This is a genomic window from Mycobacterium saskatchewanense (genome assembly GCF_010729105.1).
GTDB lineage: Bacteria > Actinomycetota > Actinomycetes > Mycobacteriales > Mycobacteriaceae > Mycobacterium > Mycobacterium saskatchewanense.
Genome location: NZ_AP022573.1, coordinates 3,705,300 through 3,723,251, shown reverse-complemented (window position 1 = coordinate 3,723,251; position 17,952 = coordinate 3,705,300). Strand labels below are relative to the sequence as shown.

16 protein-coding genes are annotated in these 17,952 nt (G+C 68.7%); 9 read left to right on the top strand and 7 right to left on the bottom strand.

Annotated features, from left to right (window positions below):
- Positions 1-14: 14 nt before the first annotated feature.
- Positions 15-632 (bottom strand): TetR family transcriptional regulator, encoded by a 618-nt coding sequence (locus tag G6N56_RS17570; RefSeq protein WP_232069086.1) that lies wholly within the window; start codon positions 630-632, stop codon positions 15-17.
- Between the two features lie 17 nt (positions 633-649).
- Between G6N56_RS17570 and G6N56_RS17565 the strand changes: the two genes are divergently transcribed.
- The gene (locus tag G6N56_RS17565) at positions 650-1,753 is read left to right on the top strand and encodes a DUF1214 domain-containing protein (protein WP_085256486.1); all 1,104 of its coding nucleotides are present in this window, start codon (positions 650-652) and stop codon (positions 1,751-1,753) included.
- Positions 1,750-2,922, top strand: a complete 1,173-nt coding sequence (locus G6N56_RS17560; protein ID WP_085256487.1) for a sulfotransferase family protein — start codon at positions 1,750-1,752, stop codon at positions 2,920-2,922. The genes G6N56_RS17565 and G6N56_RS17560 overlap by 4 nt, the downstream gene beginning before the upstream one ends.
- A 15-nt stretch (positions 2,923-2,937) precedes the next feature.
- Here the strand turns inward: G6N56_RS17560 and G6N56_RS17555 are convergent, their stop codons facing one another.
- Entirely contained in the window at positions 2,938-5,163 is a 2,226-nt protein-coding gene (locus G6N56_RS17555) for an acyl-CoA dehydrogenase family protein (RefSeq protein ID WP_085256488.1), read from the bottom strand.
- 178 nt (positions 5,164-5,341) lie between these two features.
- On the opposite strand from G6N56_RS17555, the gene G6N56_RS17550 reads away from it, so the two are divergent.
- Together G6N56_RS17550 and G6N56_RS17545 are read left to right on the top strand one after the other, a co-directional pair.
- Complete coding sequence (locus tag G6N56_RS17550; RefSeq protein WP_085256489.1) at positions 5,342-5,941, top strand: TetR/AcrR family transcriptional regulator; 600 nt, start codon at positions 5,342-5,344, stop codon at positions 5,939-5,941.
- Positions 5,942-5,998: 57 nt separating this feature from the next.
- Complete coding sequence (locus G6N56_RS17545; protein ID WP_085256490.1) at positions 5,999-7,078, top strand: DUF190 domain-containing protein; 1,080 nt, start codon at positions 5,999-6,001, stop codon at positions 7,076-7,078.
- Between the two features lie 15 nt (positions 7,079-7,093).
- Here G6N56_RS17545 and G6N56_RS17540 read toward each other — a convergent pair whose 3' ends face one another.
- The 3 genes from G6N56_RS17540 to G6N56_RS17530 are packed head-to-tail and all read right to left on the bottom strand — an operon-like array spanning position 7,094 to position 9,735.
- Positions 7,094-7,987: a fructose bisphosphate aldolase gene (locus G6N56_RS17540; protein ID WP_085256491.1), complete on the bottom strand. Its 894-nt coding sequence runs from the start codon at positions 7,985-7,987 to the stop codon at positions 7,094-7,096.
- A 45-nt stretch (positions 7,988-8,032) separates the two neighbouring features.
- Entirely contained in the window at positions 8,033-8,608 is a 576-nt protein-coding gene (locus tag G6N56_RS17535; protein WP_085256492.1) for a cytochrome b, read from the bottom strand.
- Positions 8,605-9,735, bottom strand: coding sequence for a catalase family peroxidase (locus G6N56_RS17530; protein WP_324616575.1), 1,131 nt, complete (start codon positions 9,733-9,735; stop codon positions 8,605-8,607). The genes G6N56_RS17535 and G6N56_RS17530 overlap by 4 nt, the downstream gene beginning before the upstream one ends.
- 420 nt (positions 9,736-10,155) lie before the next feature.
- On the opposite strand from G6N56_RS17530, the gene G6N56_RS17525 reads away from it, so the two are divergent.
- From G6N56_RS17525 to G6N56_RS17505, 5 genes are all read left to right on the top strand, one after another.
- Entirely contained in the window at positions 10,156-10,533 is a 378-nt protein-coding gene (locus G6N56_RS17525) for an STAS domain-containing protein (RefSeq protein WP_085256493.1), read from the top strand.
- A 33-nt stretch (positions 10,534-10,566) separates the two neighbouring features.
- Positions 10,567-11,046 carry an ATP-binding protein gene (locus G6N56_RS17520; protein WP_142280662.1) on the top strand — a complete coding sequence of 160 codons (480 nt, stop codon included), beginning with the start codon at positions 10,567-10,569 and terminating at the stop codon, positions 11,044-11,046.
- Positions 11,047-11,248: 202 nt separating this feature from the next.
- A complete protein-coding gene (locus G6N56_RS17515; protein WP_085256495.1) occupies positions 11,249-13,009 on the top strand; it encodes an N-acyl-D-amino-acid deacylase family protein in 1,761 nt (586 codons plus the stop codon).
- Positions 13,010-13,024: 15 nt separating this feature from the next.
- Positions 13,025-14,392 (top strand): aromatic ring-hydroxylating oxygenase subunit alpha, encoded by a 1,368-nt coding sequence (locus G6N56_RS17510; RefSeq protein ID WP_085256496.1) that lies wholly within the window; start codon positions 13,025-13,027, stop codon positions 14,390-14,392.
- 10 nt (positions 14,393-14,402) lie between these two features.
- Positions 14,403-14,783, top strand: a complete 381-nt coding sequence (locus tag G6N56_RS17505) for a hypothetical protein (protein WP_232069085.1) — start codon at positions 14,403-14,405, stop codon at positions 14,781-14,783.
- 6 nt (positions 14,784-14,789) lie between these two features.
- Here the strand turns inward: G6N56_RS17505 and G6N56_RS17500 are convergent, their stop codons facing one another.
- A complete protein-coding gene (locus G6N56_RS17500) occupies positions 14,790-16,349 on the bottom strand; it encodes a SulP family inorganic anion transporter (RefSeq protein ID WP_085256497.1) in 1,560 nt (519 codons plus the stop codon).
- Positions 16,350-16,595: 246 nt separating this feature from the next.
- The gene (locus G6N56_RS17495; protein ID WP_085256567.1) at positions 16,596-17,924 is read right to left on the bottom strand and encodes a sensor histidine kinase; all 1,329 of its coding nucleotides are present in this window, start codon (positions 17,922-17,924) and stop codon (positions 16,596-16,598) included.
- Positions 17,925-17,952 lie beyond the last annotated feature (28 nt).

Here is a 17,952-nt window from a genome sequence, read left to right as displayed (position 1 = left end):
CCGCGAGAATGCGCCTACGCGATCGCGATCGCGGCCAGACCCTGATGCACCCGGTCGGATAGCGATCCCCCATGGCTCAGCCAGTCGTCGAGGGCGATGCGCACCGCGGCCATCGCCAACGCACCGATCAACCGCGGCCTGGGATCCTGGGGGGCCAACATGGGTATCCGCGGCGCGATGAGCTCCGCGATCGCCGACTCGTACCGGACATACATGCGCAACGTCCACGCATCCAGCGTCTCGGATGACCGGGTAAGCGTGGCTAATTCACGCACCTGGTCCTCGATTTCGGTGAATCCGACAGCGAGCTCGCTGAAGGCCCCGACCACGGCCTCGGTGGCGGTCAGGGCCGCCGGCTGCGCGGCCAGCGCGTTGGTGATGCGATTCAGCCAATGGGCGTTCATGCCCTCGGCCACCGCATCTTCCTTTGAGTTGAAGTAACGGAAGAAAGTCGCCCGCCCGATGGCCGCCGAGTCCGCGATCCGGTCCACCGTCGCACCCGCCAGACCGACGGTGCCGACCAGCTGCGCTGCCGCCCGCGCGATGCGCTGACGCGTCGCCGTGCGCCTCCGTTCGACGAGCGGCATTCGTTCACGACTTCCCGGGAGGTCGGTTGCCAATCGGTGAGACATAGTCTAATTATAAGACTATGTCTCACATCGTGGTGCCGGCGGCGTCTCACCAGGTCGCCCCGCTGTCTCGTGCCGCGTGGCAGTTCTTCCAGCAGATGCTCGCCGACGTCACCGCGATTGTGCTCGAGGACGCCGAATCCGAGCGCGAACTCGTCGAGGGCCTGCGGGTCATCGCGCGGGTCTCCTCGCTCTGCTCGCAGCTGTCGGTGGAGGCCGACCCGGACCGGCCGTCGTTCTTCGACATGTGTTCGGACACAAGGATGATCGGCGGGCCGAACCCCGACGGCAATTACTACCTGGCGATGATCCGCGGCGACCGGCGCTACCGGATCACCGGTGTCCTCGGTACCACCGCGTACCTCGGATTCCAGGTGCTCGCCGGCACGGGCCTGACCCCGCGGCGGATGGCCAACTACGTCAGCGACACGGACCTCACACCGACCGACGGCCGGTTCGCGTTGGTGCTCTCGGCCGACGAGCCCGCGAATCTCGCCGGTGCGCAGTGGGTCAAGATCCCCGAAGACGCATCGTCGGTCGTCGTCCGGGAATACATCGGCGACCCGGCAACCGAGGAATTGGCCACACTGCGCATCGAAGCCCTGGACCCCCGGCCACCGTCGGCGCTGTCCGACGACGAACTCGCCGAACAGTTCACCGCCATGGCGTGGACCCTGATGAAACTCGTTACGCTGCACCGCACGATCAAGCCGGAGCTGCTCGACCGCCCCAACACCCTGATGACGGCGGCGGCCGCCGACCTGGGTGCCGCCGACACCACCCCCGACAACCTCTACATGATGGGGACGTTCCGGCTCGATCCCGGTGAAGCGCTCGTGCTCGACATCGAGCCGCCCGACACCCGCTACTGGAACGTCACGCTGGAGAGCATCTGGCACGAGTGCCTCGAGCCGCGCCGCCGGAACAGCTCGGTGACCAACCGTGCGCTACGCCCCGAAGGTGACGGCCGGGTCCGCATCGCAATCTCCGAGCGGGACTACGGGTTTGGCCACTGGCTCGATACCGGCGGCCGCCGGCGTGGCTTCGTGGTGGTGCGCTGGCTGGACAACCCGGCGGCGCCCGCCGTCGCGGTTGCGGTCCGCCGACGCGAGGAGCGCGCGTGACGCTGCGGGAGCGATTCGACCCGGACCGGCTCGTCGCCGCCGCCTGCACCGAGGCGGGCAGCGACGACTTCGGCGAGGACGGCTGGCAGGCCGGGCTGCGCCGCCTCACCGACGGACTCGTCAGTGAGGCCCGCCTGTCGGACATCGGCGTGGAGATCGCCTGCCTCGACATCATGCGCGCGCTGAAGAACCGCCTCGACGTGATCGCCTGGCGCACAGCTCATCCTGAGATCGCGCAGCGACCCATCGAGGCGCCGATCGTGATCGTGGGCCAGCCGCGCACCGGGACCACGATCCTCTACGACCTGCTCGCGCAGGATCCCGACCTGCGGGCCCCGCTGACGTGGGAGGTGGACGCGCCGTGCCCGGCCCCGCAGCCCGAGACCTACCGGACCGATCCGCGGATTGCGCAAACGCAGGCCAGCATCGAGATGTCCGAGCAGATCATTCCGGGCTTCTTGGCCTTTCACCCGATGGGCGCTCTGGTCGGACAGGAGTGCGTCCGCATCACCGCCAGCGAGTTCACCAGCATGATCTTCTCCGTGCAGTATCGCCTGCCCGGCTACTACCGCTGGCTGCTCTATGAAGCCGACCATGCCGGGGCCTACCGCTTCCACCGAATCTTCCTGCAACACCTGCAATCCGGTGTGCCCGGCCAGTGGTTGCTGAAATCACCGGCACACCTGTGGCGCCTCGACGACCTCCTGGCGGCGTACCCCGACGCACTGATCGTGCAGACGCACCGCGATCCGCTCAATGTCATCTCGTCGATCGCCGCGCTGACCCACCATCTGCGGCGCATGGGCAGCGACGTATCCACCATCGCCGAGTGCGCCGCCCAGAACTACGAGGAGATCGTCGTCGGCCTCGACCGCGAGATGGCGCTGCGTGACAGCGGTGCCGTCCCGGACGGACGGATCATCGACGTGCTGTACCGCGATTTCGCCAACGATCCGTGGACGACGATCGGGGACGTCTATCGGAAGCTCGGTCGCGAGCTGCGACCCGAGACGGCGCGGAAGATGCGGGATTTCCTGGCCGCCCACCCCGGCGACGGTGGGCGCGGGCGCTACACATGGTCGGACACCGGGCTGGACGCCGGCGAAGTGCGAGAGCGGGTGAGCGCCTACCAGGACCGCTACGGGGTGCCGACCGAGCAGTTGCGGTAGCCCGACTGCCCCGACCTACTTCCGGGGCAGGCCCAGGATCAGCTGCGCGATGATGTTCAGCTGGATTTCCCTGGTGCCGCCGCCGATCAGCTCGGCGGGCAGATGCAGGTACGGCCGCACGACCGCGGGGTCGGAGTCGGCAACCATCGCCAGCCTCCCGGTCAACTGGAGTGTGGCCTGAAACGTGCGTCGCAACAGCACATTCATCGCGACCTTGGCGATGCTCGACGCGGGCCCGGAGGCCTGCCCATCGAGCAGCCGGATGGTTTCTCGCACGCCGAGCGCCTTAATCGCGTTGGTGTAGGCGTCGAGCTCGCCGAGCGCGCGCTGCGCGTCGTCGCGGTCGGGTCCCGGCTCTGCCGCGAGCCGGCGGAGGGCGGCGGCCCGGTCGAACTTGACGTAACCGCTGATCGCCGAACGCTCCTCGGCCATGGTGGCGATCGCGAGGTCCCAGCCGCCGGTCGGGTCACCGAGCAGCATCTCGTCCGCAACGAAGACGTCGTCGAGGAAGACTTCGTTGAAGTGGGCCTCGCCGGTCGCCATCCTGATCGGCTGGACCTCTATCCCGGGAGCGCGCATGTCGACGACAAAGTAGCCGATGCCTCGGTGCTTCGGGGCTTCCGGGTCGGTGCGGGCCAGCAGCGCCCCGTAATCCGCCCGGTGCGCCGCCGACGTCCAGATCTTGTGGCCGTTGATCTGCCAGCCGCCCTCGACCTTGATGGCCCGGGTCGCCAGGGCGGCCAGATCCGAACCCGCGCCCGGTTCGCTGAACAGCTGGCACCACGCGATCTCGCCGCGCTGTGTGGGCGGAATCAATCTCTCCTGCAGCTCTTTTGGCGCGGCGCGCAGCACCGAGGGCAGGATCCACTCGGCGATGCCGAGCGAGGGCCGGACGAGTGTGGGTCGCTTGGCGAACTCCTCGTCGATGATGAGCTGCCGCAGCGGGCCCGCCCCGACTCCCCACGGCGGCGACCAGTGCGGGGCGATGAGACCCGCCTCGGCGATGGCCGTCCGCTGGGGTCCCGTGGCGAATTCTTCGTAGTCGCCCTGCTTCCCGGGCCCGTCATTGCGAAGCGCCAGAGCCGAATCCAACGTCTCGGCGACCGTCGACCTGAATTCCGATTCGGCGTCGCCCAGGTTGACCGCCATGTCGCGCTGCCGGGTGCAGGTCAGCCGGCCCAGGCGCCTGGCCCAGCGACTGGCCGGCCCGATCGAGGCCGCCAGACTGATCGCCCGCCGCCAGTACAGGTGCAGGTCGTGCTCCCAGGTGAAGCCGATCGCGCCGAACATCGTCAGGGCGTCCAGCACGAGATCGGGTATGGGCGCGATCGCCATCAGCGCCGCCCCTGCCGCGGCGATCTGATGCTGGTCGATAGGCTCGTCGACGGCGCGGATCGCGTCCCAGGCCGCGGCGGTCGCCAACTCGCTGCTCACCAACAACATCGCGGCGTTGTGCTGCAGCGCCTGGAAGGTGCCGATCGCCTTGCCGAACTGCTCGCGGATGCGTAGGTGTGCTGTGACCGCTTCGACACACCACTGCGCGATGCCGGCCATCGTGCCGGCGATGAGCGCCACCCCGACGCACTGCGCGCGGTCCGGGTCGATGCCCGTGAGCACGTCGCTGTCGGGCGCGCGGTAGTGGGTCAGCCGGAGGATGCCCACGTCGGTGACCAGATCGGTACCGTCGACGGATTCCACTGTGGCAGCGGGGTTTCCGGTGTCGATGAGCACCCACGCGACCTCGTTGTCCTCGGTCCGCGCGCCGAGCAGGATCGTGCGCGCCGAGAAGACGCCGGCGGTGACGTCGGAGACGCCGGTGAGCAGCCGGCGACCGCCCTCGGCGCGCACCCGGAAGTCACCACCGTCGGGGAGGACGAGGGCCGCCGGTGCGCCGGAGGCGAGGTCGCGCATCAGCGATTCGACGGCCGGGCTCGCCTCGGCCAGCAGCGCGACCCCTCCGGTGGCGACCGTCGGCAGCAACGGGCCGGGTAGCAGTGCCTTGCCCGCCGCCTCCAGCACGCACGCGGCGTCGCTCAGCCGACCACCCTGCCCGCCGACGCCCCCCGGCAGGTGGACGGCGTGAAACCCGTTGGCAGTGAACGCTTCCCACCAGTCGGGCAACTTTCCGGCCGCCAACGCGTCGAACGTCTCGCGCGTCGCGGCGATCGGGGCGTGCCGGCCGGCGAACTGCCCAACGGCGGCGGCGAGCTCCTGCTGTTCGGGGGTCAGGCCGAGCGTCATGACGTGATCTTCGAGCCGGGCCGCGAGGGAGCTAGCTTTGGCCGCACGGACTGATACCCTCCCTTTACAAGACGGACCGTCTCGTCTTGTCGGAGATTACGGCGCTGACCGGGAGAAGTAAAGCGCGCCGGCACACCTGGTGGGTGGGCAAGAACCTGAGGGGAACGAGGATCACCGAATGCCGACCGATCTCTCTCAGGCGGGTCTGCAGACCGGCGCCCCGAGGCGCCGCAGCGAGAAGTCGCGCACGGCGATCGTCACCGCCACCCGCGAATTGCTGCTGGAGCGCGGCTTCGACGGCCTGACCATCGAGGCCGTCGCGGCGCGGGCCGGAGTCGGCAAGCAAACCATCTATCGCTGGTGGCCCAGCCGCCCCGCGCTCGTCGCAGACGTCATGCTCGAGGACGCCGACAAGATCCTCGGGTCGGTCAACCATTCCGACGACCTGGCCGCGGACCTGGTGCGGTGGGTGGGCAAGCTGGTCGTCCGCCTCACCACCGCACGCGGCTCGGCCATGCTGCGGATCCTGACCGTCGCCTGCATGGAGCACGCGGACACGGCGGTCAAACTGCGCGCCGGCTTCAGCGCGCCGCTGCACGACTGCGTGCGGGCCCGTCTGCTGGCGGAGGGAATCGATGACACGGCCGCGGACTCGGCGGCGGATGCCATCGTCGGCGGCGCGGTGTATCCCATTCTTTCTGGCGCGCAAGGCTATTCGCGGCGCCGAGCCGAACTCACGACGCGCATGATCGTCGACGCGCTCGGTAGCTGGCGGTGACGGCCGGCGCGGCCCGGCAAGTAGGATCTCAGCGGCACTGCACTGTGAGGAGCGGCCGTGGACGACGACTGTCTGAAGCTGACCACCTACCTGGCCGAGCGGCGGCGCACCGGCGACGGCTTCGTCTCCGACGTGCTGCTCGGCCTCTACAGCGAACACCAGCTGGCCACCAGCGTGGTACTCCGCGGCATCGGCGGTTTCGGGACGGGACGGCACTTCAGAACCGATCAATCCCTGAGCCTGTCCGAAGACCCTCCGGTGGCGATCGTCGCGGTGGACACCCGACCGAAGATCGAGGCGCTGCTCGACCCGGTACTCGCGATCAAGCAACGAGGGCTGCTCACCCTGGAACGCGCCCGGCTGCTGCGCGACGGCATCGGGCCGCTGGAGCTTGCCGAAGAACTGCACGAAGCCGTCAAGCTGACGATCTATGTGGGGCGCCGGGAACGCGTTTACGGTGTTCCCGCCCACGTCGCGATCTGCGACCTGATGTACCGGCGCCAACTCGCCGGCGCATCGGTCTTCCTGGGCGTCGACGGCACCCTGCACGGACGGCGTGAACGCGCCCACTTCTTCGGGCGCAACGGCGACGTGCCGGTGATGATCATCGCCGTCGGATCCGGTGAGCGGATCGGGCGCGTCCTGCCCGAACTCGGCGGGCTGCTCAGGCGGCCGATGATCACCCTGGAACGGGTCCGGGTTTGCAAGCGCGACGGCGAACTGCTGGAGCGCCCGCACGCTCTACCCGGGGTCGACGAGCGTGGCTTGCCGCTGTGGCAGAAGTTGATGATCTACACCTCGGAATCCGCCCGGCACGGCGGTGTTCCCATCCACCGGGCGCTGGTCGAGCGCCTCTGGCGGCGCGACGCGATCGACGGCGCGACGGTGCTGCGCGGCATCTGGGGCTTCCACGGCGACCGCCAACCGCACGGTGACAAGCTGCTGTCGCTGGGCCGGCGCGTGCCCGTGGTGACGATCGTCATCGACACCCCGGCGAACATCGCCGAATCCTTCGACATAGTCGACGAAGTCACGAGCGGCGAGGGGTTGGTGACCAGCGAGATGGTCCCGGCGCTGGTGTCCGACGAGGGCGAAGCCGGGCATGGGCGCCCGCGCATCGCGCGGCACCGCTACTAGGCGACCCCGCCGGCCTCAGCCGGCGACGGAGGCGTCGTAGATGGACTGGATCGCCTTGTCGAGCGTGGCGTTGAACTCCTCGTCGGACTGGTCGACCGACAGGCCCTCGGTCAGCGCGCGGCTGAAGCTCGCGATCACCCCGGTGTTCTTGGCCAGCAGTGCGTTGGCCTCGTCCCTCGAGTAACCGCCGGACAGCGCGAGCACCCGCATCACCTTCGGGTGGTCGACCAGGGCGCGGTAGTGGTTGGCCTCGGTGGGCAGCGTCAGCTTGAGCATCACGCGCTGCCCGTCGGGCACGTTTTCGAGATGCTTGGTGATCTCGTCGCGCAACATGTCCTCGGCCCGCGCCTTGTCCGGGATCGAGATGGTCACCTCGGGCTCGATGATGGGCACCAGCCCGTGCGACAGCACCTGGGCCGCCACCTCGAACTGCTGCGCGACCACCGCGGCGATCCCGTCGGCGTTCGCGCCGCCGATCACCGAGCGCTCCTTGGTGCCGAACACGCCCTTGCCCACGGCGCGGTCCAGCAGGTCGTCGAGTCCCGGCATCGGCTTCATCAGCTGCACGTCGTCGGACACCTCGGCCAGGCCCTTGTCGATCTTGAGGATCGGCACCACGCCCTTGGTCTCCCACAGGTAGGTGGTCGACGGCCGGCCCTCGATCTCACGGTCCATGGTTTGCTCGAACAGGATCGCCGCCAGGACCCGGTCACCGGTGAACGCGGGCGAGGTGATGATCCTCGAACGCATCTGGTGGATGAGGTCGAACATCTCCTTTTCGCCCGAGTACGCGTCGTCCTGGATGCCGTACAAGCGCAGCGCCTTGGGCGTCGAGCCGCCGCTTTGGTCCAGCGCGGCGACGAACCCCTTGCCGGACGTCATCCGGTCGGCTTGCTTCTCGTTCGGCATGGCTCTCCACTCCCTCGTGGTCCCCTCGAGCTTGAATCGTGCCGATCATATTCCGTCTGTCGGCGCCTCCGATTTGGTGGGCCAGAGCGCCATACGATCGAGCAGTCGGTCGCGAAGCCCCACCGTATGGAAGACCACCGCGCAGACGTGGGCGGTGAATGCCAGGAACAGAAGGAGAGCGAGCACGCCGTGCACCTCCCGGAGCACGGCGTACACGTCGAGATTGTGGGGCGTGATGCCCGGTAGCCGGAGTGTGCCGACCATCGTGATCGGGAACCGCGCCGCCGAGAGCATCGCCCACCCGACGAGGGGCTGGGCGAGCAGCAAGGCGTAGAGCAGGTACTCCGACCAGGTGGCAATGCGGCGTTCTGCCGTGCTCATCGTGGCCAGGAACGGGGGGAGGCGGTGGGTCAGCCGGTTGGCCAGGCGCACCACAGCGAAGACGAGGATGAGGATCCCCAGCGGCCGGTGGACAGCCAGTAGCAGCGGATATAAGGCCAGCGAGGCGATCATGGCCAGGCCGATGAGGAGCTGTCCGATCACCATCGGCGCCATCAGCCAGTGCAATATCCGGGACGGAAGGGCGAACCGGGTCGGCGCCGTCGCGGGTTTCGCGGTCACTTGAGCACCTCGCTGACCTGAACCTCGCTGGGCGACTTGGGCTCCTCGGCGCGACGGGTGAACGAGCGGGCGTACACGGCCGACCTGGCCGTCAGCAGCGGATCGTCGGAGGCGGCGATGCCGTCGGGCAGCACCAGCGGGTCGAAGTTGATGTCGCGCGCGTTGCCGCCCTGCTCGGTCTGCACCGCGCTGATCGTGATGGCGCCCGCGTCGACGGACCGGCGCGACGGCGGCCAGGGCTTGGTGGCGTCGTCGGTCGGGTCGCCCGGCTCACCGACGGTCAGCAGGAGCCGCCATGTCAACGGACCCTGCGCAACCGCGCGGATGAGGTCGTCGAACAGGTAGTCCTTGCCGGACGGTGGCGCCTCGGGGTGAGGGGTGCCCTGGGGCCGTTGCTGTGGGACGACCGACCACCGCACGGGAACTCGGGCACCGGCGCTGTTGGTGAACCAGAAGGCGTTCAGCCCATGGAACGCGCTGTCGGCGAACCCTGCGGCGGGCGGCGCCTGCTTGATGAGCTTCATCGCCGCGACGGTCTCGGGATGGCGGTCGAGGAATGCCGCCATCCGCTGCGGGTCCGGCTTGCCCGTGGAGGGCACCGGCTTGGATGCGAGCAACCTGTCGTAGAACCCCTGGGGGGTGCTGTCGGTGAAGACCGGGAGATTGATCATCGCCGTCCGCCATTGCTGCCCCTTCGCCTGGAACAACAGCCCCAGGCCGCGGACGGTGTCCGGCTTGTCCGGCTGGTCGGGCAGGCCGCCGCCCAGCGAGAACCGACCCACCAGCGGGATGGTGCCCGGCTGGAAGACGGCGGCGCGGCAGAGGGCGGCGCCCGCCCCCGTGCTGGCGAAGGTTCCGGTGGCGCTCAATCCCTTGGCGTGATTGCGCCGGAAGCCGTCGTGGCGCCCATAGACCTTCTCGAAGCGGTCGGCGAAGTGCGCCGGCGTCAGCGTGTCGGGCCGCAGCCAGCCGCCGGCGTAGGCGAAGGCACCCACATCGACCGCGGCGAAACCGGCCACCGCGGTCATTCCCAGCAGGGCGCGCCGCCGGGTGAGCGCGGCGAAAAGCGGCTGCCGGGGCTTACTCGGTTCGGCTTCGTGCTCGTCGGGCTGATCACTCGGCTCCATGCCGGCCGTCCTCTCCGCGGTCCTGCGGGCACCTTCCCGCTGGGATCAATGACTCATAGGCTGACGCGATGCGCAACTCTGCGGTCACACCGCACACGCTCCGATCACGTCGCGAAGCGCCATTTCGTTCGACGACACATACCGAGTGTGAAATCCGCGACCCGAGACGCGGACCCGGAGCGGCTTTGCCCCGACGGTTCCGAATGCGTCGTCAGGCGCACCAGCGCAGCGTCGCCAGCGTGTCGACCCACGTGCCCTACAATCGGTTGCACGCGTGCGGCTGCGCAGCACTGAGCGGAATCAGGGGCGTTTCGTTCCACAGGAAAGTGGATTCCGCGGGGGTTGAATCAACAGCCCCTGATCAGCGGGGTAGCTTCTGATAGCGAGCGGTGTCCCACGGGGGACGAATGTGAGAACAGCATGGTCGAGCAATTCGGGGATTCGGTTGGCCCGACGCCTTTCCAGGTGGGGAAACAACAAATAGACGAAGCGGTGGTGCTCACCGTTTCGGGTGAAGTGGACATGCTCAGCGCGCCGCAGCTGTCCGAGGCGATCCAGACCGCGCTGGCGGCCCGCCCGGCGGCATTGATCGTCGACCTGTCGAAGGTCGACTTCCTCGCCTCGGCCGGGATGACGGTGCTGGTCACCGCGCAGGCCGAGGTCGTGCCGCCCACCCGGTTCGCGGTGGTGGCGCACGGGGCCGCCACCAGCAGACCCATCAAACTCATGGGTATCGACAGCGTGCTCGCCCTCTACAGCACGCTCGACGAAGCGATGGGCGATCTCGCCGATCGGTGAGCGTCGAGAGTGGTGGGTACGCAGCTGGGTCCGATGGGACGTTCCGATAGTCAGCCGCACAATGTGCCTGACGCCGACGACCGATCACGCTTCGTGCGAACGCGCATTTCCGCCGATGCGCAGAGCGCCGCTCAGGCCCGAGCCGGGTTCGCCAACTGGCTCGCCAGCCGTTTCTCACTCGGTCCCGAACGGTTCAACGACGTACTGCTGGCGGTGAACGAAGCCATCGCCAATGCCGCGGAGTTCGCCTACGTCGACGCCGTCCAGCGCGGGACGCTGGACGTCAAGGCGGCCTACGACGCCAGTTCCGACACGCTCGCCGTGGCCGTCGACGATCACGGCCGCTGGCGTACCAAGGTTCCGCAACCGGCGGGCAGCCAGCAAGAGTTCCGGGGCCGGGGCATTCCGTTGATGGAGGCGCTGGCCGACGAACTGACCATCGACCGCACCCCGCACGGAACCCACGTCACCCTCATCTGGACAGGCCTGGTCCGCCGAGGCCGGGACGCCTGACGGGCGGAACGTCGCGCCGGCGTTGCCGATTGGGCCGAGTCACTGAAGCCATTGACTCGGCCAAGCGCCGGGAATATCGTCTGCAGTTACGCTACTTTGCGTAGCGTAATAGTCGTCCGGCACCGATTCGCCGTCCTTCTCGTGTCGGCAAGCGCCCGGTGGACCTGGTCAACGAGGAACTGGTCAACGAGGAAGAGGTCCCATGTACGACCTGAAGATCACCGGTGGCACCGTCGTCGACGGCACGGGCGCCGAGCGCTATCTCGCCGACGTCGGCATCAAGGACGGCAAGATCGTCGACGTCGTCCGCCGCGGGGCCGGTGACCCCGCGATGGCCGGGGAGGCCGCCGAGTCCATCGATGCCACCGGCCGCGTCGTAGCCCCCGGCTTCGTCGACATCCACACCCACTACGACGGCCAGGTGAGCTGGGACAGTCTGCTCGAACCGTCGAGTGGTCATGGCGTCACGACGATCGTGACCGGCAACTGTGGCGTCGGCTTTGCCCCGGTTCGACCCGGCACCGAGCAGTGGCTGATCGAGCTGATGGAGGGCGTCGAGGACATCCCCGGCACGGCGCTCACCGAGGGCATCACGTGGGGCTGGGAGACCTACCCCGAGTACCTCGACGCGATCGGCAAGCACAAGTTCGCGGTGGATGTCGGCAGCCAGGTCGCCCACGGCGCCATCCGCGCCTACGCGATGGGTGAGCGCGGGGCCCGCAACGAGCCGGCCACCCCCGACGACATCGAGGCGATGGGCCGGCTGGTCCGGGAGGCGATCGAGGCCGGGGCGCTCGGGTTTTCGACGTCACGGACCATGGGCCACCGCGCCATGGACGGCGAGCCCGTGCCCGGCACGTTCGCGGCCGAGGACGAGCTGTTCGGCCTCGGCCGGGCGATGGCCGCCGGCGGTCAGGCGGTCTTCGAGCTGGCCCCGCAGGGATCCGCGGGCGAGGACATCGTCGCCCCCAAGAAGGAACTGGACTGGATGCGGCGGCTGAGCGCCGAGATCGACCGGCCGGTGTCCTTCGCCCTGATCCAGGTCGACGCGGACCCGAAGTTGTGGCGCGAGATGCTGGACCTGTCCGCGGACGCGCACGCGGCGGGGGCGCGACTGTACCCACAGGTCGCGGCGCGCCCGTTCGGCATGATGATCGGATTCCAGGGCCACCACGGCTTCAGCCACCGGCCCACCTACCGCCGGCTGAAGGCGGAATGCGGCCGAGAGGAGCTCGCGCAACGCCTGGCCGACCCCGCGGTCAAGGCGGCGATCCTGTCCGAGGACGACCTGCCCGCGGACCCAACCCTGTTGTTCGACGGCATGTTCGCCCTGGTGCAGCACTCCCTGCACCGGCTCTACGCCCTCGGCGATCCGCCCGATTACGAGCCCAGCCCCGACCGCACGGTCGCGGCCATCGCCAAGGCCCGCGGCGAGAACCCGCTGTCGACCCTCTACGACCTGATGCTCGAGTCGAACGCGACCTCGATGCTGATGCTGCCGCTGTTCAACTACGCGGACGGCAACTGCGACGCGATCCGGGAGATGCTGCTGCACCCCGCCGGCGTGCTCGGGCTTTCCGACGGCGGCGCCCACTGCGGGATGATTTGCGACGCTTCGTATCCCACGTTCCTGCTGACGCACTGGGCGCGGGACCGGCGCCGGGGCGAGAAGCTGTCGCTGGAGTACGTCATCCGCAAGCAGTCCCGCGACACGGCGCACCTGTTCGGCCTCACCGACCGCGGCACGATCGAGCCGGGCAAGAAGGCCGACCTCAACGTCATCGACGTGGACGCCCTGACGTTGCATCCCGCGGCGATGGCCTTCGACCTGCCGGCCGGTGGCAACCGCATCCTGCAGGGGGCAAGCGGTTACAAGGCGACGGTCGTCAGCGGGACCGTCACCCGGCGCGACGACGTCGACACCGGGGCGCGCCCGGGCCGGCTGGTGCGCGGGGCGCGTTAAGGTTCGGGCCGCACCGTGGCCGCCGGCAACCCGGCCCGCATCCGCGACGAGGATGCGATCGGCACCCCGCCGGAGAGCCCGGCCCTGGTGCCGGCCGAACGCTACTACTCCCCGGCGTTTGCCGCGCTCGAGATCGAACGGATGTGGCCGCGGGTGTGGCAACTCGCGTGCATGGTGGACCACGTCGCCGAACCGGGGGACTACTTCGAATACCGTTGCGGCCCTTACGGTGTTCTGATCGTCCACGGTGACGACGGCGTGTTGCGCGCCTTTCAGAACGCCTGCCGCCATCGGGGCAACTCGCTGTGTGTGGGTTCGGGCACGGGGTTGCGCGAGATCAAATGCGGCTATCACGGGTGGACCTGGGACCTGGCCGGCACGCTGGTCCGGGTGCCTGGCCGGAAGGGGTTCGGCGCGTTGCGGCTGGCCGACTTCCCGCTGGTGCCCGCCCGGGTGGACACCTGGGAGGGGCTCGTCTTCGTCAATCTGGACATCGCGGCGATGCCGCTGGCCGAATACCTGGAGGCGGTGCCGGACGACATCGCCTGGTGCAACCTGGCAGACTTCCGCTGCTGCGCGACGCTGACCGTCGAGGTCGACGCCAACTGGAAGACGATCGCCGACGGCTTCAGCGAGACCTACCACATCCAGACGCTGCATCCCGAGTTGCTGCGCTGCGTCGACGACGTGCACGCGCCGCAGCGGATCTGGGGTCACACCGGCAAGTCGGACCAGCCCTACGGGGTGCCGAGCCCGCGCTTCGCCGGCGCGCTCACCGACGAGGAGGTCTGGGACGCCTACGTCGAGACCCAGGGTGCGCTGATGGGGGCGGCCGAGGGCACGCCGTTCCCCGCCGACGAGCGCCGCCCGGGCCAGACGGTCGCCGACCTGATCGCCGCGCGCACGCGGGCATTCGCGGCGGCGCGCGGCGTGAGCCTCGACTGGGCAGACACCGACCGGATGACCCGGCTGCACCAGTACAACGTGTTCCCAAACATGACGTTGCTGACCAATGCCGACCACTTGACGATCATGTGCTCGCGGCCGGGTCCGGACCCGGACCATGGTGAGCTGGTCATGTTCGTGATGACGCGGATGCCCCCGGGGGCGCCCCGAAATGATCTTGACAAGCCGACCGACGTCCGCACCACCGCCGGCGAAGCCGAACCGGGCCTGGTGCTGACCCAGGACATCCGCATCCTCGCGGGCCTGCAACGCGGCATGCACCAGCCCGGCTTCACGCACCTGGTGCTCTCCGGCGAGGAGCGGCGCGTGATCAACACGCACCGCAACCTCGAGCGCTACCTGGACCTGCCCGAATCCCAGCGGATGACCGGAGATAATCTCGCCGGGGACTCCCGAAATCAGGTTGAAGCGAATTAGAATCCCGATTGTGACGACCCCGTCAAACCCCTGGGGCGACCAACGATGGCAGCTCTCGCATCAACTTCGGATGCGATATCCGGCCCTGGGCCCGCGCCGCGCGCGGCGGCTGTGCCACTGCTTCGAGCGGGTGGGCGTGCGGACCGCGCCCGAGCGGCTGCGGGCGATGCTGGCGGGGGCACCGGTCGCCGACACCGAACTGACGGACGTCAATTTCGCGCTGATCGCGATGCAGCTGAATCGCGACGCCCGGCGCGCGCGGTACAAGCGCCTCAAGCGGCGCGGCACCCGCTCGTTGATGTTCGCCGGCCTCGTCCTGGTGGTGCTGAACTTCCTGTTCTGCATCGCCTACGTCCTGCTGAACCTTGCCCAGCAGGCCACCCCCATGTGACGGGACTCAGCGCCGCTTCGTAGCCGGTACCGCCTCCACCAACGACAGCGGGGGCCGATCGGCCCCGGATCCGGCCTCGTCGCCGAAGGACTCCGGCACGATGCGCACCGTCCCGCCGGTGGCCAGGTACTGGCGCTGCCAATCGCCGATGGCCTGACGGGCCGCGTGGTCGAGATAGGTGACCAGCAACTCGACGGTGACGTTGCAACGCTCCGGGACGGACGCGAGGACACGGGTCAGGCGCGGCAGGGCGAGGAACGTGCACGCACCCTCGACGGTGACGCGCCATTGGTCCCCAATCGGTTTCGCCTCCACCTTGGCCCGGACCACCCGCCACCCCGTCAGGGCGATCGCGAGCGCGAGCCCGATCATCACGCCGTGCAACAAATTGAGGAAGACGACGCCGACAGCGGTCACGACATAGACCGCGATGTCGCCGTTGCGCAATGCCGTCTCGATATGGGCGGGCTTCAACAACTGCATCCCGACCACGATCAGCAATCCCGCCAGGGCGGCGGTGGGAATCTGCTCGACAAGTCCCACGAACGGAATGGTGAAGAGCAGTATCCACACCCCGTGCATGATCGTCGAGGCGCGGGTCCTGGCGCCCGCGTTGACGTTCGCCGCGCTGCGCACGATGACGCCGCTGATCGGGAGACCACCCAACGCGCCCGACGCCATGTTCGCCACGCCCTGCCCGACCAGCTCGCGATCGAAGTCGGTGCGCGCCCCGCTGTGCATCCGGTCGATCGACACCGCGGTCAGCAGACTCTGCACGCTGGTGATCAGCGCCACCGTGAGGACTCCCATCGCTGCGGCGCCCCAGCCGCCCCTGGGCAGCGTCGGCAGCTGGAGGGCGTCGATCACCGATCCCTCGAGTTCGATCCGCGACACGTCGAACCGGAACATCACCGACGCCACCGTCACGGCCACGATCGCCACGAGCGGACCCGGAACGCGGGCGACGGGGGCGGGAACCCAACGCCAGGCGATCAGGATCGCGATCACGGCCACACCCAGCACGACCCCGTGGCGGTGTGCGCCGATGATCTGGCCCGGCAACCCGATGACGTTGTCCCACGCCGAGCTTTTCGACTTCCCGCCCAACACCACGTGCGTCTGCTGCAGCGCAATGGTGAGGCCGATGCCGGCCAGCATGGCATGTACCACGACAGGCGAGATCGCAAGCGCAGCGCGGGCAACGCGGCTGAGCCCCAACAGAACTTGCACCGCGCCCGCGATCGTGGTGATCAAACAGGTGATGCCCCAACCGAACTTGGTCACCAGATCGGCGACCACGACGGTCAGACCGGCCGCGGGTCCGCTGACCTGAAGCGGTGACCCCCCGATGCAGCCCGCCACGATGCCGCCGACGATCGCGGCGATCAGGCCGGCCAGCACGGGCGCGTCCGAGGCGATCGCGATCCCCAGCGACAGCGGCAGCGCGACGAGAAACACCACCAATGACGGGGGCAGGTCGTGCCGAATGATGGCGCGCACGTTGTCGATTCGGTACTTCGGCGCGCCTGCCGCGGTCCGACCAACCGATTCGCCGATGCGCCGCATCGCCCCTCCCTCGTGTTTGACGGGGGACGTCGCAAGGTCACGCCCCGTGGTGCGCCCGTGCCCCACAGCCCGTTGACGAAGTTCGTGGCGGGCAGCACCTGGCTCCTGCGCTCGAAGGTAGGCGGGCCGTCGATCGCGGGTCAACTCGTGGAGCCGACACCATATCGAATCCAAATGTTTCCATTGAGTTGCGATTCGCGCGGAGTTTCGGGTGACAGTTAGTTGCCCGCGACACAGGTCATTTCGCTAGGCCGGGCCGCGCCCGTCGCCGGCCAGGCGCAGCAGAAGTCGGGTACCGCCCAGTGGGCTGGTATGCAAAGACGCTGTGCCCCCGTGTAATTCGGCTTGCTGAGCCACCAGCGCAAGGCCCAACCCGGAGCCCGAACGCGAAGCGGTGGACCCGCGGGAGAACCTCGCGAACACAGCGGCGCGTTCCGCTTCCGGCACCCCGGAGCCGTCGTCGTCGATCGCGATTTCCACACCCTCGCTGGAACTGGCTACGCAAAGCCGGATTTCGGTGGCGCTGCCATGCTTGACGGCGTTGGCGATCGCGTTGTCGATGACCAGCCGCAGGCCCGTGGGCAGGCCCACCATCAGCACCGTCGGCGAGGGCACCAGCGACACCCGCACCCCCGGATAGATGCGCAGCGCGTCATGCGCGGCGCGGTCCAATAATTCGGTGATGTCGAACGGGACGAAGTCATCGACCGTCGTCAGCTCGCCCTGCGCCAGCCGCTCGAGCGCCGTCAGCGTCGCCTCGATGCGGCTCTGGGTGCGGATCACGTCGCCGATGACCTCGTGGCGCTGCTCGGGCGCCAACTCCAGGGTGGAAAGCACCTCGAGGTTGGTCCGCATCGCGGTCAGCGGGGTGCGCAGCTCGTGAGATGCGACGGCGGCGAAGTCGCGCGCCGATTCGAGCGCCGCCCGGGTGCGCTGCTGCTCATTGCCGATGCGCGCCAGCATCCCCTCCACGGCCTCGGCGATCTCGACGGCCTCCCGCACCCCGCGGACCTGAACCTCGTCAGGACTGGACTGGGCATTGATGGCGCGAGCCTGCTGCGCCAGCAGCAGGAACGGGTTCACCATGATCAGCGAGATCACCCAGCCGACGATGACCGTGCCGCCGATGACGCTGCCGCAGATCAACAACACCCGCAGGTGTAACTCGTTGATCCGGTGCTGGGCCTCGGCCAGGGGCGCGGCCAGCGCGATCGACGCGGCGCCCGCGGTGAAGGTACGGACGCGGTATTGCACCCCGTTGATCGTGGTGTTCGCGTAGCCGTTGGGGAGCTTCGGCAGGACGATGTTGCCGGGCACCGACACCGTCACGTCCCCGATGCGGGCGGTGCGGACCAGATTCCCGTCGGGCATCGGCCGGTCGGCGTTGGTGCGCTGCGGGTTGTTGATCAGCGTGTTGATATCGCCGAGGCTGGTGACCGAGTCGAGACGGCGGTCGAGCTGGCTGTATTGGTCGTTCGTCACGCCGACCCACACCCAGGTGCCCAGCAGGACCACGAGCGTCATCACCGAGAGCGCGCCGACGATGACGATGGTGCGCAGTGACAGCACCCGCATCGGCAGCTGCACATGCCGGAAGGGGCGA